Source organism: uncultured Aliiroseovarius sp. (genome assembly GCF_947497285.1).
GTDB lineage: Bacteria > Pseudomonadota > Alphaproteobacteria > Rhodobacterales > Rhodobacteraceae > Aliiroseovarius.
In genome coordinates this window covers 93,706-115,831 of sequence record NZ_CANMFT010000001.1, presented here as the reverse complement: position 1 = coordinate 115,831, position 22,126 = coordinate 93,706, and the positions used below count along the sequence as shown (strand labels likewise).

Here is a 22,126-nt window from a genome sequence, read left to right as displayed (position 1 = left end):
CTCGAAGTCGCAGATGCGCATACATACTTTGCGGGAGAGTTGGAGGCGTGGGGGCATAACTCTGGGAGGCCACCCGCACGCTGGTGGAGTAATCTACGTTGCAATGATAAAGTGGCGTCACATATTCGTGGATATTTAACACAGCAGAGAAACGCAGGAATTCCACCGTCTCGTTGAAAACTTCCCAAAGGATATGATCAGGGTCATTTCCCTTCTAACCGCGGCAAACATAATATGTGCTCGCGTGCCGAGTTCTCGCGCGATAATCGAGGCAGACCGGGGAAAACGGGGAACAATCCAAAATGGCGATGAAGCAGTCTTTTCGCAGCGCTGAAGAGCGCAAGATTTTCATGAGCATGTCCGATGACGAAAGACGTAACCAACGTAAGCCGCTTACAACAGCAAAAATTAAGGGTTTGAAAGCTGCCACGGCTTCGGATCGCGCTCGTTATCTCGAGAATGAAGCGCTTGGGCAGGAGGAGCTATGGACTGCGTTTGAGGGAGGATACTTGACTGGTTGGGAAGATCGCGGTGTCGGTCGGCTGGTTACTCCGATCTGGCCACACAAAGAGTTTGTTGATTGCTTTGCAGCATTCCAGAGCAATGATGTAACGGCCGTTCCTATCCCCATAACGGATTGGGTTGATATTGTGACCCCCGACCTGTTGGACGAACATCGGCTTGTCGCTTTGTTTCCAATTGATGGCGAGGATGTGATGCTGGTTGAGCCGGTAGATTTAGTGAATGAGTGGGAGGAGAGTTGGAAGAGATATCTCAAGTACCAGTATAAGTTTGGTGACAAAGCTACACATAAAGCTTTTGGGTTTGATCAAGAGTAACGTCTGTTGGGCGGCTAGCACGCTCTTCCCACAGGAAAAGTCGCCATCGAAAGCCTGCGCGAGGGCGATATGGTTGTCGCTCGCAACGAAGACACCGGTGCAACAGGCGTCTTCCCTGTGGTGGGCACTTCGGTTCGTCAGGCCACGGACATCCTGCATCTAACCCTTGCGCGGATGGACGGCTCAACCACGGTATTGGGCGTCACCACGGCCCACCCGGTCTTTGTGCAAGGCGCAGGCTGGATTTTCGCCGGAGACCTGACCCCCGGAGATGCGATCCGTGACAAGAATCTGGAACCGCTGACGGTCATCTCGATCACGCAGATTGACACGCCACAGCTTGTCTATAACTTCGAGGTGGCGGAAGCGCATACGTATTTTGCGGGTGAGTTTGAGGCTTGGTCGCATAATGCCAAATCATCGACAAGTGGTAACAGTTCGGCTGCCCAGATTGGGCGCGAGCGGCACTGTCAATTGGGAGACTTCTTGGGAGATGGATGGGAGACGGAAGTGCCCTTGGGAAAAGCTGGTCGCGCAGATGCAGTCAACTTTGGGTCCCGTACCGTCGTCGAGCTAAAGCCTAGAAGCCGTCGATCTCGCGACTGTACGCAACTTGCTCGTTATATCTCTGCATTGGAAAAGAAGTATGGCGGCAAATGGACTGGGATTATCATGAGATACAAGCAATGAGAGCGACGAACGATGACAGCGTCCAACATGCTGTAAACTTGTGGGCTACGGAGTTTGGTTTTGCTCGGTTCAGTAAAAACTCCTGGCGCGAAAAGCTCCCGGGCGGGATACGCAATGTTTGGCTCCAACGCAGTCAGTGGTCAAAAACTGCATCTTACTACCCGACAGTTGGTTTCTATCCCGCAGAGTTTCTCGATTTTGAAAGTCTTCCGCCCAAGCGCCCTCTTGATGCAAGTTTTCCTGTTAACCTTCGCCTGTCGCAACTGTGCACCCGAGAACACTACAAACAGCAGATCGCACCCAGCTTCGATACCGGGTCAAATGTGTCTGATTTTGATCGTGAAGAACGAATTTTGCAGATCTTAACAGATATGGTGAGTCCAATAGTTGAGAATTGGTTTTCGCTAGACGACATTGTCGTAATGTTTACTCAAGGGAAGCTGCCAGCTGGATCAGTTGGCATGCCTGTACTTGCCGAAATAGACCCAGAACTCGTTCCGAATCTCAGTGACTATGTATTTGATAGAGGTGAATTTGTGCTAAATCAGAACGACAATTGAGTATGGTGGTGATGTGCCCCAAAGGCGGTAGGGGCCTAGCGCCTTTGCGCCGGAATGCGTTTGGGCTTCGCGCTTGGTTCTACATGTGTGTGCCAAGGATAGCGGATGAACGCGTGATATAAGTCGCCATCGAATCCCTGCGCGAGGGCGATCTTGTTATCGCCCGCAACGAAGACACGGGCGTTTCGGGCACCTTCCCCGTAGCGGCTCTGATGACCCGCGTGGCGCTGGACACCTATTGGGTCGAGCTTGCACGGGCGGATGGGACGACGACGCGGCTTGGTGTCACCTCGGAACATCCGATGTTTGTGGCCGGCAAAGGCTGGTTGCCTGTGGGCGAGGTTGAGGCAGGGGACAAGATCCGGGATGCGGCTTTGTGCGAACTGCTGGTGCTGTCGGTGGAGGCCGATGATAACCCCCAACGCGTCCACAACCTCGAGATTGCCGACGCCCACACCTACTTCGCCGGAGAACTGGAGGCGTGGGGGCATAATAACAATGCTCCACCCCCCAACCCTTCAAAGGCTACTGTCAACGGCGAATGCTATACGAGCAACTTCCCTAATGACCACGGCCCGGCTCATTTTCATGTCAGTGGTGGAGGATCACTCGAAACGTCCGCTACTGAATTCATCTTCGGGATCGTATTCTACGACACGCCAGGGTCCGAGACCTTCGCCGTCACGGGTGATGAACTCGCCGCCCGCCAGCTCTAGCACGTATCCGCTTGCCATCCACTCATCGTGGCCCACGAAGTTTATTGGGCAAATCAAATCCATATGACGCAGAATAGTTCACGCGAAAGAGCGCAATGGTATTGCGCCGGAGCTCTTTATTCGGTCCTGAGCAGACCTTGGGCTAAGCGTCCATCTCTGCGACGCAGCTTTCCCAGACTGGTCAATCATCCATCGTGCAGCATTTCCATTGCCAGAATGACGGCAGTGCGGACCAATGGGTCATTCATTCCCATGATCCAGTTGCCAAGGCAAACTGCCTATCTAAGATGCGCTTATGATTGATCTCCTGCTTAGCGCGCTTCCCATTCTGACGTTCACATCAAGCTCCATTCTTTTGGCGCTTGTCACATATCAACTCATCAATCCGAATTTCAGATTTTGGCCGCCTCCTGAAGGCCAACCAAGGAAAAAGACAGTGTTTATGATCCTGTTTCGGATCGTGGTCTACGGATTGATCATTTTCTCGATACTCTATGTTTGGCGCATCGGGTTGCCTGTTTCTGCGCCAGCAAAGGTTCTGGCCATCCTGTTGTTTGCTTGCGGCTTCGCCATTGCATTTGGCGCAACAATAGCGCTTGGTTGGGCTAACGCATTTGGGTCGAAAGAAGGACTGCGCACCGACGGGATATTTCGTTACTCACGTAATCCAATTTACATCGCTACTTGGTTCGGCCTTGCGGGGTGGGCTTTGCTCATCCCTGTTCCATTTGCAATCGCAACGTTGGTCACTTGGGCACTGATCTATTTGGTTGCCATATTCATAGAGGAACGTTGGCTTGCGCAGGAATACGGGGAACAATTCCGCGAATATTGCCAAGCGGTTCGGCGATTCTTCTGACCAAAAAGCAAACACTGCTTCAACCTTTTCAGTTTCACGGCAACATCTGGTTGCTATCCTTCTGCGAATGGCCGTTGACGATGACTGTGAGAACACCCGTCAGGTGGCGTCCGTTTGTTCATCGCGCAGCATCGCCATCTAACGAACGGCGGCGAAGCTCCGAAAGCCGCATGGTCGGAAACACGCCGCTGCCCACCCAGAGGGCTATGGGAGTGAACTCAGGAGAACGTCGTCAAGAGGCGTGACCTGAAAATCGGGCAGCAACTGTTTCAGCCGCTCGTCTGAAAGGGCGTGATCGGTGTTCCAGAGATATTTCATTTCTCTCAACTCCCGGGCAAGCTCCCATACAGGAGATGTCAGCGTCATCAGCCTCCAAGGAAATGGAACAAATTTCAGGTCGCGTTTCGCAAGACGCTCAAGCTCAGCTTTGATCTCCAGCGCTGTGAGCGTATGCCCCTCAAACGGAATATCCTCGAATGCTGCTAATTCGTGTCGCATTTCGGCCAATTCGACCGCAGCGCGCGCCCAATCCGGCACAAAGCACATCGCCTGCCTTATTTCAGCCGGTCCGGGCAAAGTGATCCTGTTGGTTCCGATCCTTCGCAGGTACATCTCTGACATAACGCAGCCCCGCCGATCAGGGTCGATTGAACTGCCCGCGCGCAGCACGATGGTTTGTATATCACTGCTGGCATAGGTGCGCTCCATCAGCAGCCGGATTTGACCCTTGCGACTGACAGGTTTGGGTAGGGTCGTTTCTGACCAGATGCCGCCCTGATCTCCGAAGTGATAGACATTTCCGGGCAGGATCACCGTCGCACCACTGACCTTCGCTGCATGGATCACGTCCCGCGTGATCCGAGGCAAGGTATTTTTCCAGTCGTGGTAGTTTTGTGGGTTCAGCGCGTTGACGATCACATCGCAACCCTTTGCAACTTCCGACATGGTGTCTGAGGCGCGTCGATATCGTTTGACGACCCAGCCCGCGTTTTCAAAGGCTGAAGCGCTGTGTCTGCCAAACCGTCCAGAGGCGCCCAGTATCAACACTGTTCCTGTCATTCCATTGCTCCATTCGAATGTTTGGCAACAGATAAGGCGAATGGATATGAATTGGGATTGCGGAAATACTAATATTGGGTATTCAATATTGAATGTTACTGAATTCAGATAGATTGGACTGGACCTATATTCGCGCCTTCCTCGCTGTGGCCGAAACTGGATCCTTGACCGCAGCTGCCAAGAAAATCGGGCAGAGCCAGCCGACGCTCGGCCGGCATGTCAAAGCCGCCGAAGCTGCGTTGGGCACCCATTTGTTTGTCCGGGTCGCGAGCGGCCTACAGCTGACCGAGGCTGGCCTTCTGTTGTTGGAACCCGCCCGAGACATGGAACGGGCTTATGCGCGGATGGCAACTCTGGCCGCAGGCCATGACGAGCGCCTGTCCGGCACTGTCCGGATCACCGCCAGCGTGGTCATCTCCCACTATCTGCTCCCGCCAATCATTGCAGAGATACGCAGCAGCGAACCTGACATCGAAATCGAACTGGTCCCCTCCGATACGACCGAGAACCTCGTCTTTCGCGAGGCAGACATCGCAATCCGCATGTTCCGCCCTGAGCAGCTTGACACTGTGACCCGAAAACTCGAGGAACAGCCGCTGGCGCTCTACGCCGCCCATGATCTCCTGCTTCAAAGGGGGCAACCAAAAAATCTCAAGGATCTTGCCGCCTTTCCGTTTGTCGGTTTTGACCGATCGGAAATGATCCTGCGCCAGATGCGCAAACTGGGCTTCCAGATCGACAAACACTATTTCGGTGTTCGCTGTGACCAGCAGGCTGTCTTCTGGGAGTTGGTGCGCGCCGGATGCGGCGTTGGTGCGATGCAAACCTGCATCGCGGACGCAGACCCGAAGGTTCGAAAGCTAAGTTTCCAGCCTGATCTGCCAAGTCTGCCCATGTGGCTCGCTGCGCATGAAACTTTACACAAGTCCCCGCGGGTCAAACGAGTGTGGAAATTGCTGATAGACCATCTTGCGCCGGGTTAACTATGGCGGACGCAAATCTTCTATCAATGTCCTGCAACCACTCAAGCGCTGCTCATCCCGAAAAGCATCGCACCAAGGGCAACGAAGTGGATCAGCATGATCGCCCTGTCATTCCACAGCACACCGACTGCAAACCAGCCCAGAACGCCCACAAGAAACAAATATAGGTTCCAAGGTGTCCAGCCGAAGGCCGTCGCCGTATAGCCCATGATCTGGACAATCGACGCTGCCCACTTCACCGTAAAAGCGGTGCGCCCTGTCGTGGGCGCGGCCATTGCGACATCAGACGGCACGGGTCAGCCCACCGTCGATCCGCAGGTTCTGGCCTGTCATGTAAGCACCCTGCTCGGATGCCAGCCAAGAGATCAGCGACGACACCTCGTCCGCTTTGCCATACCGCCCCATGGGAATACGCGCGCGGCGATCCTCGGTTTCAGGCAGGCTGTCGATAAACCCCGGCAGGACATTGTTCGCACGGATATTGTCGGGCGCGTACTTGTCCGCGTATAGCTTGGTGAATGCGGCAAGGCCGGCGCGGAACACGCCCGAGGTCGGGAACAGCGGATCGGGCTCGAAGGCAGCAAAGGTCGAGATGTTGATGATTGCTCCGCCACCCTGCGCCTGCATGACTGGCGTCACCAGTCGCACAGGCCGAACGACGTTCAGCAGATAGACTTCCATGCCCAGGTGCCAATCATCATCCGAGATGTCCAGCACCGGGCCTTTCGGGCCGTGCCCAGCCGAGTTGACCAAAACATCGACCCGACCCCACCGGTCAGTCGCGCCTTCTACCAGTGCGGCAATATCGTCGTTCGAGCGGTTTGACCCGGTGACCCCAAAACCACCCAACTCCTTGCCGAGCGCCTCACCCTTACCGGACGAAGACAAGATCCCGACACGAAAGCCGTCTGCGGCCAGTTTGCGTGCAGCATCAGCGCCCATGCCGCTGCCACCAGCTGTGATAAGTGCGACCTTTTCTACTGACATGGTATTCTCCAACATTGATTCAACCAATTTTTTAAAGGAAGTTGACGAATATTGCGCGTAAGAATTGATGTTGCCTGACAGTAGGAATACTATTGTCAGATGACCCAGGTTCCGTCCCTCAACGGATTGCGCGCATTCGAAGTGGCAGGCCGTCATCTGAACTTCCGTGCTGCGGCCGAAGAATTGGGCGTGACGCAAGGCGCCGTCGCGCAGCAAGTGCGGCAACTCGAAGCTCAGCTGGGAATACCCCTGTTCGAACGGCTGTCCAAAGGGTTGGCATTCACATCATCCGGCCGCAGCTACCATGGGCGTATCGCCACAGCGTTCGAGGAATTGCGTGCGGCCACCGCGACCTTGCGCCCCGAACCGGGTAGGGTTTTGGTAAGTGTCACGCCGACCTTCGCGGCAAAATGGTTGATCCCGAACCTACCAGATTTTTCGGCGACCCATCCACAGATCGACCTGCAGATCCTTGCCACTGAAAAGATCTCGAACTTTCACGGCGACGGGATCGATGTGGCCATCCGACAAGGGAAACCGCCATTCGGCGCGGCGCTGGATGTTGTCCGCCTGTTTCGGCAGGAGATCATCGCAGTTGCAGCCCCTTCACTGGTCGCGCAGCACCGCTTGCCGCTCACCCCGGAAGCCCTGTCACAACTGCCCAAATTGCACGACGCCCACAATCTCTGGCCCGTTTTTCTTAAGAATCTGAAAATCGAGGATCATGGAGGCCACGGACTGCGCCTGAACCAGACCGCTCTCACCATAGACGCCGCGCTTTCAGGCCAGGGCGTAGCCCTTGTCAGCAGTTTTCTCGTAAAGCGTGACATTGCGGCAAATCATCTTGTGCAGGTCATTTCTGAAACGCTTACGGGCGATCAACACTTTTACATGTTGACCATGCGCGGGCCGAAACGCAGTTCATCGTCTCAAGCTGTCGTGGAATGGTTTGCCGCGAAGGCAGAATACCCATAACTGCCTTTGTTGCTCACCTGCAGCGAAGGTCTGCGTCCCGCCCTTTCTCTAACAACCCACTGGACTTCCAGGCATTTGAGAGCGGTGCTTTCGTCACGAAACATCGCCCGGGATCGCCGGGCTTCACTCAATACGGGACGAAGGACTGGCCTTCGCAAATGAGTCGAGGGCGATGATGACGGAAACCGCACAGAAAACCAAAGCCGCGAAAGCAAAAGCCGTAAAGGCGAGGCCAGTGCGACGGGAACAACTGACCAAACTGCTGAACCGCAAGACCAGCGCTTTGATTCCACGAATGGAGAAGGCATTCGGTTGGCAGCCGCATACGGCCCGGGCCACGCTTCTTTGGGGTTCAGTGATGCGACGGATCCGCTGTGCCATCTATACCCGCAAGAGGTCGGAAGACGGGCTGGAGCAGGACTTCAACTCGCTGGATGCACAGCGGGAAGCCTGTAAGGCTTAGATCGCCAGCCAGAAACACGAGGGCTGGGAACTGCTGCCCGAACACTATGACGATGGCGGCATATCGGGCGGACATCTGGAGCGCCCGGCGCTTCAACGACTGATGCAGGCTGTAGACGAGAAACGCGTCGATCAGATTGTGGTCTACAAGATCGACAGGTTGAAGCGTCCTCTGACCGACTTCGCCAAGCTGGTTGACCAGTTGGATGCGGCTGAAACCTCTTTCATATCTGTCACACAAAGCTCTAGCACCGCAACCAGCATGGGGCGCCTGACATTGAACATGCCGCTCAGCTTTGCCCAGTTCGAACGTGAGGTCACGGCGGTACGAATCCGGGACAAGAAACAGGCCTATGAGGGACAACATTCAGCCGTCATCGGCCCGGCAGTGTGGGACAAGGTTCAGGACATGCTGCAGAGCGGGGCAGCGGTTGCTCGCGGTTCCAGACAAAAAAGCGACCAGATCACCTCTGGCGGGCAAGCTCCTTGATGAAACCGGCGATCGTCTGACACCTAGTCACAGCCGCAAGAACGGTAAACGACTTCGCTACTATATCTCCCGCAGGCTGGTCAAAGATCGCAGCCGGAAGCATCCGGATGCGTGGCGGCTGCCCGCACAACAGATAGAGGGCTAGCTGGCTGAACTGGTAGGGCAGCTTCTGACCAGACCCGGCGTAGCGGTGTCAATGACCGAAGGGTTGATTGCCGCCGAACTCGCAGATGTCTCGAAAAGACTTCAGGAAAAGGGCAATGCAACGGAACAAATGAATGTTATGGAATTGACGATCGACGCTCCATTCCAGATGCGCCGGCGAGGCGTGGAATTGAAACTCCATCTCGGCGAGGCACCGGCAGAGATCGACAGAACGCTGGTGCAGAACATCATGGAGGGGCGCAGCTGGCTGGCAATGGTCATCGCAGGAAAAGCCTTCTCTGAGATCACCGAAAATGAAGGGGTATCGAAGCGCCGCGTTCAGGAGGTGACCAACCTGGCAATGCTTGTGCCCGATGTTCTTGACGGCATCGCCGCGGGCGGACAGCCCGATGACCTCACCACGGACTACCTGATCAAGACCCGGTTCTCGGCTGTCTGGACTGAACAGCGCACGCAGTTCGCATCGCTCTAAAACAAAACACCCTGAAATCTGCAAACTCATACCGCCGGAATCGCAAACAGAGATTACGGCGTGTAATCGGCCCGGTTCGTGCTCTTATCTGCGTCTCTGCTGAAATCCCAGTCTGCCAGGCGCCCGAACACACGCGACATTCGCGCGGTAACTGTTCAGCGTCTGAAAACAGGGAAGTTAGTGGCTGGGGTGGTAGGATTCGAACCTACGGTACACTGTACCAAAAACAGTTGCCTTACCACTTGGCTACACCCCAGCAGTGCGCGCTTTCCTAGCCAAAGCCAAACCAAGGCGCAACCCCAAAATGGGGGAATGCGAGTGAATTTCCAGTTGGCCTCGTGACCTTCCACAACGGGGCCTTCGGCCTAATCTGGTTACAAGGTTTGGTCATACGCACCGACCGAAGGTTCTTGTTGCAGCAAGGCGTTGAACCCGTCGAAGATATGGCGCAAATCCTCGGCGCTTTGCATGCTTTCGCAAACGACAACAAGGTTGGGCGTGTTGGACGATGCTCGGATCAAACCCCAAGAGCCATCCTCAAGCTTTACCCGCGCCCCATTCACTGTCAGCATCCCGGCGATCCGTCGTCCAGCGATCTTCTCGCCGGCTTGCTGCATCTGTTCAAGCCGATCCCTCATTCGCGCGACAACCGCGTATTTCTGGTCGTCCGGGCAGGCCGGAGACAAGGTCGCAGAGGTCCAGCACGGTTCCAGTTCGTCTACGAGATCAGATAGCGATTTGAGCGGATGACGGTCCATCAGGCGGCAGATTTCGACCGCGACACGCAAGCCGCAATCATATCCCCGCCCAATCGGCGGGCCAATGAAGTAGTGGCCTGACTTCTCAAACCCAGCCAACGCGCCAGTGTCGCGAAGCCTCCGTTTCATATGGCTGTGTCCGGTCTTCCAGTATTCGACGCATGCGCCGTGCTCGGCCAGCACCGGGTCGGTTGCGAAAAGGCCTGTGGATTTTACATCTGCCAGAAAGTGTGACCCTGGATGCGCGCGCGCCATGTCACGGGCCAAGATCAGACCCATCTTGTCAGCAAACACCTCGTTTCCCTGCGCATCGACAACACCGCAGCGGTCGCCGTCTCCATCAAAGCCAAGGGCAAAGTCGGCACCAGATGCGCGGACGGCCTGCGCCATGTCATGCAGCATCTCAAGCGCTTCGGGGTTTGGATTGTAGTTAGGGAAACTATGGTCCAGTTGGCAGTGCCGTTCGACAACTTCTGCGCCCAGGCGACGCAAGAGGTCGGGGGCAAAGGCACCAGCCGTGCCATTGCCCGTCGCGCAGACGATCTTGAGAGGGCGCGACAGACCCGGCCCGTTTGTCAGGTCGGCCAAATATGCCTCTTTGATACCGTCCACGCGGTCGATCCTGCCACCGCCCTGAACCGTCCAATCGCCGGTTGTCGCTATCTCACGAAGCTCTTCCATGTCCTCCGGCCCATGCGTGCACGGGTGATCAAAACCCATTTTCACGCCCGTCCAGCCATTCGGGTTGTGGCTGGCTGTGACCATGGCGACGGCCGGAATATCGAGATGGGCCTGCGCGAAATACGCCATCGGCGACAGGCTAAGTCCTATGTCGCGCACATGCGCCCCGGCCATCTGCAAGCCTTCGGCCAATGCGTCCTTTACCGACGGGGAATAGCTGCGAAAGTCATGCCCCAAGATGATCTGTGGCCCAATGCGGCGGCGCATCAGCTGCGTGCCCAAAGCAAGCCCGACACTGCGCATTCCGGACAGATCGATGTCTTCAGGAAAGCGCCAGCGCGCGTCGTATTCTCGAAACCCGCTGGGCGAAAGTCGCATGGTCATCGCTGTAGCGGCCGGGTTTTTGCCAAGGCATCGAAAGCGGCGAGGTCATCGACCAGTTGCGCCATCTGCTCAAGCGGAATCATATTCGGGCCATCTGATGGGGCATTGTCGGGATCGGGGTGCGTTTCGATGAACACGCCTGCGATCCCCGTCGAAACCGCTGCGCGCGCCAACACCGGGGCGAATTGCCTTTGCCCACCAGAGGTGCTGCCCTGCCCCCCCGGCATCTGCACCGCATGGGTCGCATCCATCACGACAGGGTGCCCAAGCGCCGCCATCTGCGGCAACGCCCGCATATCCGTCACTAGCGTGTTGTAACCAAACGCGCTTCCCCTCTCGGTCAATATCACCTGATCATTGCCGGACCCGGTCACTTTGCCCACGGCATGCGCCATGTCCCAAGGGGCAAGGAACTGGCCTTTCTTGATGTTGACGGCACGCCCCGTTCGCGCTGCCGCAACCAAAAGGTCGGTTTGGCGACACAAGAAGGCCGGGATTTGCAGGATATCTGCGACTTCGGCCACGGCCGCGCAATGTTCGGGCTGATGCACATCCGTCAGAACGGGCGCGCCTATTTGTGCGCGGACCTCGGCCAACATCCTGAGCCCTGCATCAAGACCCGGACCACGGGGCGCATCAAGCGATGTCCGGTTTGCCTTGTCAAACGACGCTTTGAAGACATAGCCCACACCGGCACGCGCGCAGATCGAGGCCATCTTGTCCGCAATCCGCAGGGCATGATCGCTGCCCTCCAGCTGACACGGGCCTGCGATGATGGTCAACGGCAGATCATTGCCAATCTCAACCGATCCGACAACCACCCGCCCCATATCAGGACGAGACCTGTTCACGCAGGATCGACACCGTAATCGACACCATCAGATAGATGCCCGAAAAGATCAGAAACGCCAGCATGGTATTCTCAAAGGCGCGCGGATACGTGGGTTCATCCGGCGCGACAGGCCGTACGCCAAGCTCTAGATACCGGGTCTGCTTGTTGGCCTCGATCCGTGCTGTTTCCAGCTGTTGAAGGGCCTGCTGCATCAAAAGCGTGCGCGTTTCCAAATTGGTCTGGGCAATGCGCAACTGGCCACTGATTGACGCCAATGATCCGTTTTCGCCACCCGCTTCGGTCAACTTGGCCCGCAACTGGCCGATCAATGTTTCCAGCCGTTCGATATCGCCGCGGACCCCGTCAACACGGGCCTTGTTGGGGCGACTGTTGTCCAGAAGTTGCCGCAAGGCCAAGCGCTTTTCCTGAACCTGAACCTCAAAGGCATTGATTTGGCTCATCAGCGACGACGCATCCGATGCTGCGTCAAAAACGCCCATCTTTTCTTGCAGGCGCAAAACCTCTGCCTGCGCGGCGAACATTTCAAGCTCGGCTTCTTCGTAGCTTTCGCGCGAGCCCTTCATCTGGTCTTCGCGCAAGCGTTGCGTCAGATTGTCCACGCGTTCTTCGGCATAGGCGATCAAACGCTCTGAAAACTGCGCACTGGCCGCTGGCGTTGGCGCCACAATTTCCATTTTGACGATGCCCTCGGTCGGATCGAAGCCGATCTTCACGTTCTTTTTGTAAAGTTTATACGCCGCCTCGTTCGAGGCATTGTCTTCAAGCCGCTGAACCGCGTCGATCTCGGGGTCCGAGAACACGGCCTTGTAGCCGACATCCTGATCCAAACGCAGCATCGCATCGCGCGAGGTCAGGTAGCTTTGAACCGTGGTGCTGTCTTGGGACGTCGCCAGACCTGATCCGGCAAACAAGCTGCCAAGCCCACCGCCACCCGCGCCATCGGCTTTTTGAATGACGAACTCGGTCTTCGTCGCATACATCGGGGTGGCGACATTGTAATAATAGTAACCCGCGATGATCGTGGGCAGAAAAACGAAAAAAGCCAGCCGGACCACAAGCATCCGCAACTTGCGGCGGCGGCGGCGCGCAATGTCTTTCTGAATTTCCAAGACCGACCGCGCACGATCTGCTTCATCATAGACATGATTGGCCGGTAGCTGCGGCGGCACGACGGTCTGGGGAAGGTGAACAGACTGATCCGCATCTCCGGACCCATCGGCGGCCGGTCCGACCAAATCCAACATGTTGGCCCGCTGGAACGGGTCGATTCCGGCACGCCGCAATTGATAAACGGCGTCAAAATCCGAGGTGGTCGCCAACCCGTGCTTTTGGGCGACCCGACGCGCCATGCGCAACTGGCGACCGGTCAGACCCTCCTTGCGGATTGCTTCGACCGCTTGTTCGGGGGTCAGGTCGTCCTCCGCCAGGGTGCCCGCGCCTTGCGTGCCCTTGAAGCCTTCTTTCGGGAACCCATCTTCGTGTGGCGCTTGGGCGGCAGCCTCCAACGGATTGAGCGGTCGCGCGGCTGGCCCTGCCCCGCCCACCTTGGGGGAAGCGCGTGTGCCAGCAGGATCGCCGGACGCATTAGCGATGCTCGCCTGGTCGGGTCCGGTGCGACCCTCGTCTGCCACCGCATCTGGTTGCATCGCATCACCCGTCGCGGGGCGCTCCGTCGCAGCTTGACCGGTCCGGCCGATGCGATACTTCTTAGCCTTGGGTTTGGTAGTCATAAAGCTGTTTCGCTTCTTCCAAAGTGTCAAACATTTTGAACTGACCGTCGCGCAGAACGGCGGCAGAGTGACAGAATTTTTCCAGAGTCTGCGCCTGGTGGGATACGACGATGACAGTAGCGCCCTTTAGCCGTTCCTGAAGCACATCACCGGCCTTGCGGTTGAATTCGACATCCGTGGTCTGCGGCATGCCTTCGTCGATAAGGTAGATATCGAAGTCCAGCGCCAGCAGCAAAGAAAAGGTAAAACGCGACCGCATGCCGCTGCTATAGGTGGCGACCGGGAAATCATAGTATTCCTCAAGCCCGCAGAGCCAGCGGGTAAAAGCCTCGATATAGTCCGGGTCAAGGCCATAAAGCTTGGCGATATACCGCGCGTTTTCTTTCGCGGACAGGCGACCGCTTACACCGCCCATAAACCCCAAAGGGAAAGAAATGCGACAGCTGCGCACAATCTCGCCCTCGTCTGGTTTTTCAAGCCCCGCCATCATGTTGATCAGCGTCGTCTTGCCCGTCCCATTGGGCGCCAGGATGCCCAGCGAATTGCCCAATTCAACGCGAAACGACGCATTGTCCAGAATGACTTTGCGCTGTTTCCCCGTCCAAAAGGACTTGCTGACATTTTTGAACTCGAGCATTCGACGCTCCGGCACTGCTTTCGCCTCTCCGCTCTTATCAGAGCTTCGTTAACGTAGGCCTATAACGTCCCACTTGGGCAGCATTATGTCGGAATTTCACCGAAAATGACAACGTATAACAGTGGCTGACGAACCCTTACGCGCGATTGGCAGGCAATCAGCGACAGGCGCATGGAACTGACACCAGCGCCTTCGGGGCCACATGGAAATCAGCCGTTTTGCTTTTCAACCTTCAGCAACTTACCCGCAGAAACGGACAGGAACACCGCCGCGAAACTGAACAAGGCACCCATCTTGGCCGCATCGAGAACGGGTCCGGGCACAAAGGCCGCCGAGGCTACGAACAGCGAGACGGTAAAGCCGATGGCGGCGACAAAGCCGATGACCACCAAGTCACGCGTGCGCATCCCAGCAGGCAATCCCAGCCCCATGGGATAGGCCGCAAGCCACCCCATTAAAAAGATACCCAGCGGTTTACCGATGATCAGGCCGGCAAAGACAAGCCACGTCGCCTCAGAGATGGCACTGAACTCCACCCCGGCATTCAGAAGGCCGAAGAAGAACAGCACGACATTGACGGGGATCGCCAGGGTATGCTCCATCTGGTTGAGCGTGTCGGTCAGATATTTCTCGGCCTCGGCAAACAAGCCGAAGGCGCGGTCGGCATGAGGGATCGCGGGAATGATCGGCAACAGGCCCAAGGCCGGGTGAATACCGGCTTGTGCAAATCCGAACCAGCTCAGACAGCCCGCGATCGCATATGGCATCCAGCCAAGTTTCTTGCGCACCCATGTTGAACGAGACCGCAATTGGTCACCGCGATCCAGATATCGCGGTAGCCAATTGAACAGCAAAAAGGCCGATGCAGCAGCGACGATCGAGAGCAAAAGCCAGACCGGCGCCAATTCGCCCGAAGGGTAGAAAATCGCAATAATGATCAAACCCACCGCGTCATCCGCAATCGCCAACAGCAAAAGAAAGCGCACTGCAGGGTGGCCTGCCCCAAACACTATTCGGCCCACCAGATAGCTGAACGCAATATCGGTCGCTGTCGGAATGGCCCATCCACGCGACACCGCATCAAAGGTGGTCGATCCGAGGAAATAGGCGATACCCAGATAGACCACGATTGGCCCCAGCATGCCACCAGCCGTCGCCACCAACGGCGTTGCCGCCTTCTTGCCACGCAACGATCCGTTTTCAAGGATCACGGCTTCCCATACCTCTTTGCCCGCAATCGCAAAGAACAACGCCATCAGCATGTCGTTGATAAGATAGTGAAACGTCAAAACCCGTTCGAAATCACCGTATTCAAAGTGATGGGCGGCGTCGCCCAGCGCGCGTTCCCAATGGCCGACATCCACACCGATCCAGCCGTTGAACAACAAGGGATACTCTACGATTAGGTGGTAGGAGTCCGGGTTGGTATTGGCCCAGACCAAGGCAATCACCGCACCGCTGATCAGAAGGATCGAGTAGGCCGTGATGAAATTCCACACGCGATACATGAAATGTCCCGTCTATTTGCCATTGCTGCAAACGGGTCGCGTCCTTGCCCGTAACGACAAGGACGCGGCCAACTGGTTCTTTGAGTGTTGGAGATACTGCAGCCGGGCGCAAACAACAATGGCTAGGCACGAACCTGCGACAGAGCAGGCCTCAGGCGATAGCGCCCCAACTTAGCCCGGCGACAATCGCTCCGATAACGGCCAATCCAAGATAGGCCGCAAACACGCGGGGTTTGACCAAGGCCCAAACCGCGACCGCTGCAGGAATACAGCTGACCCCGCCCGCGATCACAAAGGACATCGCTGCACCGTTCGACATGCCCTGTTCAAGCAAGGCTGCCACCATCGGCACGGCGGCATAGCCGTTCAGATACGCAGGCGCACCGACAATGGCGGCCAACAAGATCGGTCCGATACCGCTGCCGCCCAGAACCTGAGCGACCATATCAGCCGGGATAAACCGCAGCATCAAGGCTTCGATCATATAGGCCAGTAGCAGCCATTTGCCCAAGAACATAAGGTTCTCGAACGCGGTGTCGCGGAATGTCGTGCGACGATCTGCCTGTTGCCAGAACCGCCAATTCACCTCGCCAGCATAAACGTCGGCGGCGGAACCCGCACCACAGCCTGACGATGCGCAGCAGGCCTTGGCCGGCGTATTTTTCAAAGGGTCAGAAAACAGAACTGTTTTTGCCGTCGCTTTTACCGTGAACCCGCCGAACAGGCCAATGGACACCGCGGCAATCGTTTTGGCGACGGCAAAGCCTGTGCCCAATGTGCCCGCGGTGATCGCAAACATGGCAGGGTCCATCAGGGGCGAAGACAACCAGAACGCCATCACAGCCGACAAGGGTGCTCCGACGGCCAGTAAGGCTGCAATGAACGGGATCACCTCGCACGAACAGAACGGCGACAATCCACCCGCGAGCGCCGCCAAAACGATCATCCGCACTTCGCGCCCCGCAAAAGCACGCGCCAAAAGGTTCTCGGCGCCAGTTGATTTCAGATATGCCACGGCAAGGATCGCGAACAAAATGAAGGGTGCCGTGTGCATCAGAGCGGTCAGCGCGAACGTGATCATTGGCCAAACCTCGGCCGGTTCAAAGACCGCAAGCACCAGCGGGATCAGCACAATAGCCACCCAGGCTTTGTCGATCTTCCAACCTTTGGCGGGTGTGGGCGAATGTGTCGTGTCAGCCATGATCGTGGCCCTTTCCTTCCGGGCAATCAGCGCAGCATTCTGACAGAAGATAGTCTGACAGTGCGCGCATGACCTCGTATTCGGCAGCCGCGCAAATGATGCTACGGCCTTGCTTTTCCTGCGTCACCAAACCGGCAGCCGCGAGGATTTTCATATGGTGGGTCAAGGTCGATCCCGTGACGCCACAGCGTTCGCCCAGCGCGCCGATGGACAGCCCTTCTGGCCCGGCACGGACCAATGTGCGCAACACTGACAGGCGGTGTTCAGATCCAAGCGCTGCGAACTGCGAGGCCGCGATATCGACATTGATTGATTCAAGAGATTCGTGTTTCATATTTCTAGTAATATCGAAGAGTTCACGCCACACAAGATATATTTCTACATTCACCGAAATATTGCCCGCTCGATGTCTCCCCCCTAAACTCACTCCATGAAGGAGCTGCAACGCGACATCGCGGCCTGCCGTTTATGCGCGGACAGGTTTGCCAAGACCGAAACCGCCCATACGCCGCGCCCCGTGGTCTGGTTCCAGTCTGACGCACGCATACGCATCATAGGGCAGGCGCCGGGGTTGCGCGTGCATCGGTCCGGCAAGCCTTTCGATGACCCGTCAGGAGATCGGTTGCGTGACTGGATGGGCGTGGAACGATCGATCTTTTATGATCAGACCCATATCGCAATCACCCCCATGGCGTTCTGCTTTCCGGGCTACAACGCCGCCGGGTCGGACCTGCCACCCCCAAAGATTTGCGCCACGACATGGGCGGATCGCGTGGATCGCGCCCTTGCGCAGACACCGCTGACCCTGATCATCGGCGGGCACGCACAGGCCCGCCACCTTGACCGCAAGCAAAGCGTCACAGATGCGGTGAAGGCGTGGCGCGATCATGCGCCGCGCCTGTTTCCCTTGCCTCATCCGTCTTGGCGCAATACGGGATGGTTGAAGAAAAACCCGTGGTTCGAGACCGACCTGCTGCCCACCTTGCGCGCGCGCATCGCCGAGGAACTGGGCCAAGGACCCGCGCCAAAGAACGAACGGCCACAAACAGACAAAGGCACATGATGACCGACACAACACGCCTTGATGACGCGCATGCCGCCATGCAGGACGACCTGACAAGCGACGCTGCCCGACTTCGGTTCTATGAACGGCTCGCTGACGGTGAATTGTTCCTGCTGCTGACCAAAGAGCCCACGGGCGACGATATCGAACCAGATCTGTTCGACCTTGACGACGCCAAATATGTGCTGGTGTTTGACCGCGAGGATCGGCTGGCGGACTTCGTGGGCAGCCCTGCCCCGTATGCCGCTTTGCCCGGACGGGTAATCGCCGGGATGCTGGCCGGACAAGGGATCGGACTTGGCGTGAACCTTGGGGTCGCGCCGTCGTCGATCCTGATCCCGGCCGAGGCTATGGAATGGCTGTCTGACACGCTGAAGACAGGGCCGGAACAGATCGAAGCGCGCATCGCAGAGCTTCATCCCCCTTCTGTTCCCGAAGCGTTGATCACGGCGCTGGATGCGAAGCTGGCGACGGCGGGCGGGCTGGCAAGCCATGCCTGCCTGGCCTGCGTGACCTATTCAGACGGGCGCAAAGGGCACCTTCTGGGCTTCATTGATCCGGTCGAGGGCGCACAAAACGCCCTGGCAGGCGCCGCAAACGAGGCGCTCACGTTCTCGGGTCTTGATGCAGGGCAAATGGATGTGGGGTTCTTCGAAGGAAACGCGCAGGTGGCCGGCAAGCTGGCCGCGATCGGGCTGCGCTTTGACCTGCCCGCGCCTGAGCAACCTCAACGTCTCGCACCCGTTGCGCCTGGCTCTGATCCGCAAAAGCCACCGATCTTGCGATAGGGTCTTTGACAGACCGATCCGCAGCCACCACGGCCCTGTCAAGGCGGGTGCGCCAGACAACGGCCGCACGAGGTCCAACCCCGTGCGCGCCGGGACAGCGGATCAGCTTTTCTTTTTCTTCTCAAGCGCATCCAGTCGAGCTTTCAGCGCCTCATTTTCCTCGCGCGCCTTCTGGGCCATGGCGCGCACGGCGTCAAATTCCTCGCGGGTGACGAAATCGCGGTCCGCCAACCAGCGGTCCATCCAGCTTTTCATCGCGGTTTCAGCTTCGTCCTTAGCCCCCTGAGCCACACCCATGGCGTTGGTCATCAGTTGCGACATATCATCCAAAATCTTGTTGCGCGTCTGCATCGGCATCTCCTCGCTTGCTGGACCCTATATGCGCATTTGAACCCGCAGAGACAAGGTTGACTTGTCCCACCGGACAAGGTCAGGAATGCCCCATGTTTTTGGCGATCCCCTTTCCCGCCATCTCGCCCGAGATCTTCTCGGTCGAGATTGGCAGCTTCACCTTTGCATTGCGCTGGTATGCGCTCGGATATCTTGTCGGCATCGCGGTGGGGTGGTGGGTGATCGCCCGCGCCATTTCCAACGCGGCGTTGTGGCGCGATGAGCCCCCCATGACGCGCGCGCAGTTGGAAGATCTTGCGACCTGGGCGATCATCGGCATCATCGTGGGTGGCCGACTGGGGTATGTGCTGTTCTATGAACCCGCTTATTTCATCGCCAACCCGCTGGATATTCCGAAGGTCTGGATGGGAGGCATGGCCTTTCACGGCGGTTTCTTGGGCATCGTGACCATCACTTGGCTGTTTGCCCGCAAACACCAGATTGCCCTGGCGCAACTGGCTGACCTGCTTGCCATCGCAGCCCCGATCGGTATCGGGCTGGTGCGGCTGACAAATTTCATCAACGCCGAGCTTTGGGGGCGCCCTTCGACGGCACCATGGGCCGTGATCTTCCCCGGTGAGGCCGCGCAGGATTGCCCCCAATGGGATTTCGCACTGGGCGCCTGCGCGCGTCATCCCAGCCAGCTTTACGAGGCCGCACTGGAAGGTTTACTGCTGGCCGCTATCCTGCTCGTGCTTGCCTTCGGGCGCGGCTGGCTGAAGCGCCCCGGTATGCTGACAGGGCTGTTTTTTCTTGGCTACGGGTTGGCGCGGTTCACGGTCGAGTTCTTCCGGCAGGCGGATGCGCAATTTATCACACCCGACAACCCGTGGGGCCACGTCATCAGGTTCGGTGACTGGGGGCTGACCATGGGCCAGACCTTGACGCTGCCGATGATCGCCGTCGGCTTAGTGACCTTGATCTGGGCCGCGCGGCGCGCGCCGAAGGCCTCCACCGGATGACCCCGCTCGCCCAGATATTGGCCCGCCGGATTGCGGCGACCGGCCCGATGTCCGTGGCCGATTATATGGCCGAATGCCTCATGCATCCTGACCACGGCTATTACGCCACCCGCGACCCGCTGGGCGTGGCCGGCGACTTCACCACCGCCCCCGAGATCAGCCAGATGTTCGGCGAGATGCTGGGCCTGGCGCTGGCGCAAGCCTGGATGGATCAAGGCGCACCAGCATCCTTCACGCTGGCAGAGCTTGGCCCCGGTCGCGGCACGCTGATGGCAGATATCCTGCGCGCAACGACCGCCGTGCCCGGGTTTCACACGGCGGCAAACCTGCATTTGGTCGAAACATCACCCGTGCTGCGCAGCCTCCAAAGCAAAGCCCTTGCGCCACGCAAGCTGGTGCACCACGACACCGTCGCGACGCTGCCTGATGCGCCCTTGTTCCTTGTGGCGAACGAGTTTTTTGATGCCTTGCCAATCCGACAATATCAGCGCGATGGCGCGGGCTGGCGCGAACGCCAGATTGGATATCAAGACGACAAGCTGACGATGGGGTTGACCGACCCCATGCCCGTCGATGAGCTGACCTTCAGGTTAGAGGACACCCGCGACGGCGACACCGTCGAACTCTGTCCTGCAGCCACCGGCATCATGGCTTTGCTTGCAGAGCGGATCGACACCCATGGCGGCGCGGCATTGATCGTGGATTATGGTGACTGGCGTTCTGTCGGTGACACGTTGCAGGCAATGGCGTCGCATGAATACGTGGATCCTTTGGCCACCCCCGGTGAGGCTGATCTGACAGCGCATGTGGATTTCGAGGCCTTGGTCCGGGCGGCCGACCCGCTGGTGCCGCACCTGTTGACCCCGCAAGGCCTTTTTCTGGAGCGTCTGGGTATCACCCCGCGTGCTCAAGCCCTTGCCGATCGCCTCAGCGGCGATACGCTGGCGACTCATATCGCTGCGCACAGGCGCTTGACGCATCCCGATGAAATGGGGACGCTCTTCAAAGTGCTGGGCCTGACTCGCGCCGACGCGCCCGATCTGCCCGGTCTGACCCGCAACCTTTCTCACTCCGGCCTCGCATGACCCTTGAAATCATCACCTCTGACGCCCTTGCCCCGCTGATGCATGGCTTTTTCACCCGCAAAGGTGGCGCATCCTCCGGGGTATATGCCGGGTTGAACTGTGGTTCCGGCAGTCAGGACCAGACTGAACTGGTGGCGATCAACCGCGCGCGCGTTGCCGACGCCATGAAGGTGGAACAAACCCATCTTTGCGGTGTCCATCAGGTGCACTCACCCGATGTTTTAACTGTGGATGGACCGATCGAGGGCGACAAACCAATTGCTGACGCAATTGTCACCGCCACGCCGGGGGTCGCGCTGACCATCCTGACCGCAGATTGCCAACCCGTGCTGTTTGCTGACCCCGAAGCCGGCGTCATTGGCGCGGCACATGCAGGTTGGAAAGGTGCACTTGGTGGCGTCCTGGAAGCAACAATCGACGCGATGGAGGCGCTTGGCGCGCAACGCGCGGCAATCACGGCAATCATCGGCCCAACAATCAGCCAACGCGCCTATGAAGTCGGTCCGGAGTTTCTTGAGGACTTCATGGGCCAGAACCCGGATTACAGTCGCTTCTTTGCGCAAGGCAAGGAAGACCGTGCCATGTTCGACCTTCCCGGCTTTGGACTTCACTGTTTGCGCGCGGCAGGTGTTCGGCACGCGGAGTGGGTACGTTACTGCACGTATTCCGACCCGGAGCGATTCTATTCCTATCGCCGAAGCTGTCATGGCAACGAACCTGATTATGGCCGCCTCATTTCAGCGATCCGGCTCTGACCCCAATACCTCGCCACATTCGCGCCGCATTGTGGCGCAGAGGACACCCGCCTCAAGCGCGAAAAAGACTATGA

The 22,126-nt window shown here is 57.7% G+C and carries 26 protein-coding genes and 1 tRNA gene; 15 read left to right on the top strand and 12 right to left on the bottom strand.

Features of this window, described 5'->3' with window-relative positions:
• Positions 1-302: 302 nt before the first annotated feature.
• The 5 genes from Q0864_RS00605 to Q0864_RS00585 all read left to right on the top strand — a co-directional run bounded on the left by Q0864_RS00605 (position 303) and on the right by Q0864_RS00585 (position 3,664).
• Complete coding sequence (locus Q0864_RS00605) at positions 303-839, top strand: DUF2750 domain-containing protein (RefSeq protein WP_298565089.1); 537 nt, start codon at positions 303-305, stop codon at positions 837-839.
• A gap of 45 nt (positions 840-884) precedes the next feature.
• The gene (locus Q0864_RS00600; RefSeq protein ID WP_298566163.1) at positions 885-1,529 is read left to right on the top strand and encodes a polymorphic toxin-type HINT domain-containing protein; all 645 of its coding nucleotides are present in this window, start codon (positions 885-887) and stop codon (positions 1,527-1,529) included.
• The gene (locus tag Q0864_RS00595; protein ID WP_298565086.1) at positions 1,496-2,089 is read left to right on the top strand and encodes a hypothetical protein; all 594 of its coding nucleotides are present in this window, start codon (positions 1,496-1,498) and stop codon (positions 2,087-2,089) included. Before Q0864_RS00600 ends, Q0864_RS00595 begins: the two co-directional genes overlap by 34 nt.
• 128 nt (positions 2,090-2,217) lie before the next feature.
• Complete coding sequence (locus Q0864_RS00590; RefSeq protein WP_298566141.1) at positions 2,218-2,805, top strand: polymorphic toxin-type HINT domain-containing protein; 588 nt, start codon at positions 2,218-2,220, stop codon at positions 2,803-2,805.
• Positions 2,806-3,100: 295 nt separating this feature from the next.
• Positions 3,101-3,664: an isoprenylcysteine carboxylmethyltransferase family protein gene (locus tag Q0864_RS00585; RefSeq protein WP_298565083.1), complete on the top strand. Its 564-nt coding sequence runs from the start codon at positions 3,101-3,103 to the stop codon at positions 3,662-3,664.
• 204 nt (positions 3,665-3,868) lie between these two features.
• On the opposite strand, the gene Q0864_RS00580 is transcribed toward Q0864_RS00585, so the two are convergent.
• Complete coding sequence (locus Q0864_RS00580) at positions 3,869-4,582, bottom strand: epimerase (protein ID WP_298565081.1); 714 nt, start codon at positions 4,580-4,582, stop codon at positions 3,869-3,871.
• Between the two features lie 233 nt (positions 4,583-4,815).
• Here Q0864_RS00580 and Q0864_RS00575 point away from each other — a divergent pair, with 233 nt between their 5' ends.
• Positions 4,816-5,706, top strand: coding sequence for a LysR family transcriptional regulator (locus Q0864_RS00575; protein ID WP_298565079.1), 891 nt, complete (start codon positions 4,816-4,818; stop codon positions 5,704-5,706).
• 41 nt (positions 5,707-5,747) lie between these two features.
• Here the strand turns inward: Q0864_RS00575 and Q0864_RS00570 are convergent, their stop codons facing one another.
• A complete protein-coding gene (locus tag Q0864_RS00570) occupies positions 5,748-5,981 on the bottom strand; it encodes a DUF6552 family protein (protein WP_298565076.1) in 234 nt (77 codons plus the stop codon).
• Positions 5,982-5,988: 7 nt separating this feature from the next.
• Positions 5,989-6,693 carry an SDR family oxidoreductase gene (locus tag Q0864_RS00565; protein WP_298565073.1) on the bottom strand — a complete coding sequence of 235 codons (705 nt, stop codon included), beginning with the start codon at positions 6,691-6,693 and terminating at the stop codon, positions 5,989-5,991.
• A 99-nt stretch (positions 6,694-6,792) separates the two neighbouring features.
• On the opposite strand from Q0864_RS00565, the gene Q0864_RS00560 reads away from it, so the two are divergent.
• The 4 genes from Q0864_RS00560 (at position 6,793) to Q0864_RS00545 (ending at position 9,257) form a co-directional block, all read left to right on the top strand.
• The gene (locus Q0864_RS00560; protein WP_298565070.1) at positions 6,793-7,668 is read left to right on the top strand and encodes a LysR substrate-binding domain-containing protein; all 876 of its coding nucleotides are present in this window, start codon (positions 6,793-6,795) and stop codon (positions 7,666-7,668) included.
• A 172-nt stretch (positions 7,669-7,840) separates the two neighbouring features.
• Positions 7,841-8,131, top strand: coding sequence for a DUF3489 domain-containing protein (locus tag Q0864_RS00555; protein ID WP_298565067.1), 291 nt, complete (start codon positions 7,841-7,843; stop codon positions 8,129-8,131).
• A complete protein-coding gene (locus Q0864_RS00550) occupies positions 8,132-8,620 on the top strand; it encodes a recombinase family protein (protein ID WP_363317598.1) in 489 nt (162 codons plus the stop codon).
• Between the two features lie 196 nt (positions 8,621-8,816).
• Positions 8,817-9,257 (top strand): hypothetical protein, encoded by a 441-nt coding sequence (locus Q0864_RS00545; protein WP_298565064.1) that lies wholly within the window; start codon positions 8,817-8,819, stop codon positions 9,255-9,257.
• Positions 9,258-9,438: 181 nt separating this feature from the next.
• Here the strand turns inward: Q0864_RS00545 and Q0864_RS00540 are convergent.
• From Q0864_RS00540 to Q0864_RS00505, 8 genes are all read right to left on the bottom strand, one after another.
• Positions 9,439-9,513: transfer RNA gene (locus tag Q0864_RS00540), tRNA-Gln, on the bottom strand.
• 118 nt (positions 9,514-9,631) lie between these two features.
• Positions 9,632-11,074, bottom strand: a complete 1,443-nt coding sequence (locus Q0864_RS00535; RefSeq protein WP_298565061.1) for a phosphomannomutase/phosphoglucomutase — start codon at positions 11,072-11,074, stop codon at positions 9,632-9,634.
• Between the two features lie 2 nt (positions 11,075-11,076).
• A complete protein-coding gene (gene kdsA / locus Q0864_RS00530) occupies positions 11,077-11,910 on the bottom strand; it encodes a 3-deoxy-8-phosphooctulonate synthase (protein ID WP_298566137.1) in 834 nt (277 codons plus the stop codon).
• Between the two features lies 1 nt (position 11,911).
• Positions 11,912-13,663 carry a capsule biosynthesis protein gene (locus tag Q0864_RS00525; RefSeq protein ID WP_298565058.1) on the bottom strand — a complete coding sequence of 584 codons (1,752 nt, stop codon included), beginning with the start codon at positions 13,661-13,663 and terminating at the stop codon, positions 11,912-11,914.
• Entirely contained in the window at positions 13,641-14,300 is a 660-nt protein-coding gene (locus Q0864_RS00520) for an ATP-binding cassette domain-containing protein (protein WP_298565055.1), read from the bottom strand. Before Q0864_RS00520 ends, Q0864_RS00525 begins: the two co-directional genes overlap by 23 nt.
• Positions 14,301-14,509: 209 nt before the next feature.
• Positions 14,510-15,808 (bottom strand): Na+/H+ antiporter NhaA, encoded by a 1,299-nt coding sequence (locus Q0864_RS00515; protein WP_298565052.1) that lies wholly within the window; start codon positions 15,806-15,808, stop codon positions 14,510-14,512.
• 151 nt (positions 15,809-15,959) lie between these two features.
• Positions 15,960-17,009, bottom strand: a complete 1,050-nt coding sequence (locus tag Q0864_RS00510; protein WP_298565049.1) for a permease — start codon at positions 17,007-17,009, stop codon at positions 15,960-15,962.
• Complete coding sequence (locus Q0864_RS00505; protein WP_298565046.1) at positions 17,002-17,343, bottom strand: metalloregulator ArsR/SmtB family transcription factor; 342 nt, start codon at positions 17,341-17,343, stop codon at positions 17,002-17,004. The genes Q0864_RS00510 and Q0864_RS00505 overlap by 8 nt, the downstream gene beginning before the upstream one ends.
• 96 nt (positions 17,344-17,439) lie before the next feature.
• Between Q0864_RS00505 and Q0864_RS00500 the strand changes: the two genes are divergently transcribed.
• Both Q0864_RS00500 and Q0864_RS00495 read left to right on the top strand, forming a co-directional pair.
• Entirely contained in the window at positions 17,440-18,072 is a 633-nt protein-coding gene (locus Q0864_RS00500; protein ID WP_298565043.1) for a uracil-DNA glycosylase family protein, read from the top strand.
• Positions 18,072-18,860, top strand: coding sequence for an SseB family protein (locus tag Q0864_RS00495; RefSeq protein WP_298565040.1), 789 nt, complete (start codon positions 18,072-18,074; stop codon positions 18,858-18,860). Before Q0864_RS00500 ends, Q0864_RS00495 begins: the two co-directional genes overlap by 1 nt.
• Before the next feature lie 102 nt (positions 18,861-18,962).
• On the opposite strand, the gene Q0864_RS00490 is transcribed toward Q0864_RS00495, so the two are convergent.
• The gene (locus Q0864_RS00490) at positions 18,963-19,211 is read right to left on the bottom strand and encodes an accessory factor UbiK family protein (RefSeq protein ID WP_298565037.1); all 249 of its coding nucleotides are present in this window, start codon (positions 19,209-19,211) and stop codon (positions 18,963-18,965) included.
• A 92-nt stretch (positions 19,212-19,303) separates the two neighbouring features.
• On the opposite strand from Q0864_RS00490, the gene lgt reads away from it, so the two are divergent.
• Genes lgt through pgeF form a run of 3 tightly spaced genes read left to right on the top strand, consistent with a single transcriptional unit; the run spans position 19,304 to position 22,052 of the window.
• Entirely contained in the window at positions 19,304-20,212 is a 909-nt protein-coding gene (gene lgt, locus Q0864_RS00485) for a prolipoprotein diacylglyceryl transferase (RefSeq protein WP_298565034.1), read from the top strand.
• Positions 20,209-21,297 carry an SAM-dependent methyltransferase gene (locus tag Q0864_RS00480; RefSeq protein WP_298565031.1) on the top strand — a complete coding sequence of 363 codons (1,089 nt, stop codon included), beginning with the start codon at positions 20,209-20,211 and terminating at the stop codon, positions 21,295-21,297. Before lgt ends, Q0864_RS00480 begins: the two co-directional genes overlap by 4 nt.
• Positions 21,294-22,052: a peptidoglycan editing factor PgeF gene (gene pgeF / locus Q0864_RS00475; RefSeq protein ID WP_298565028.1), complete on the top strand. Its 759-nt coding sequence runs from the start codon at positions 21,294-21,296 to the stop codon at positions 22,050-22,052. Before Q0864_RS00480 ends, pgeF begins: the two co-directional genes overlap by 4 nt.
• Positions 22,053-22,126: the final 74 nt, after the last annotated feature.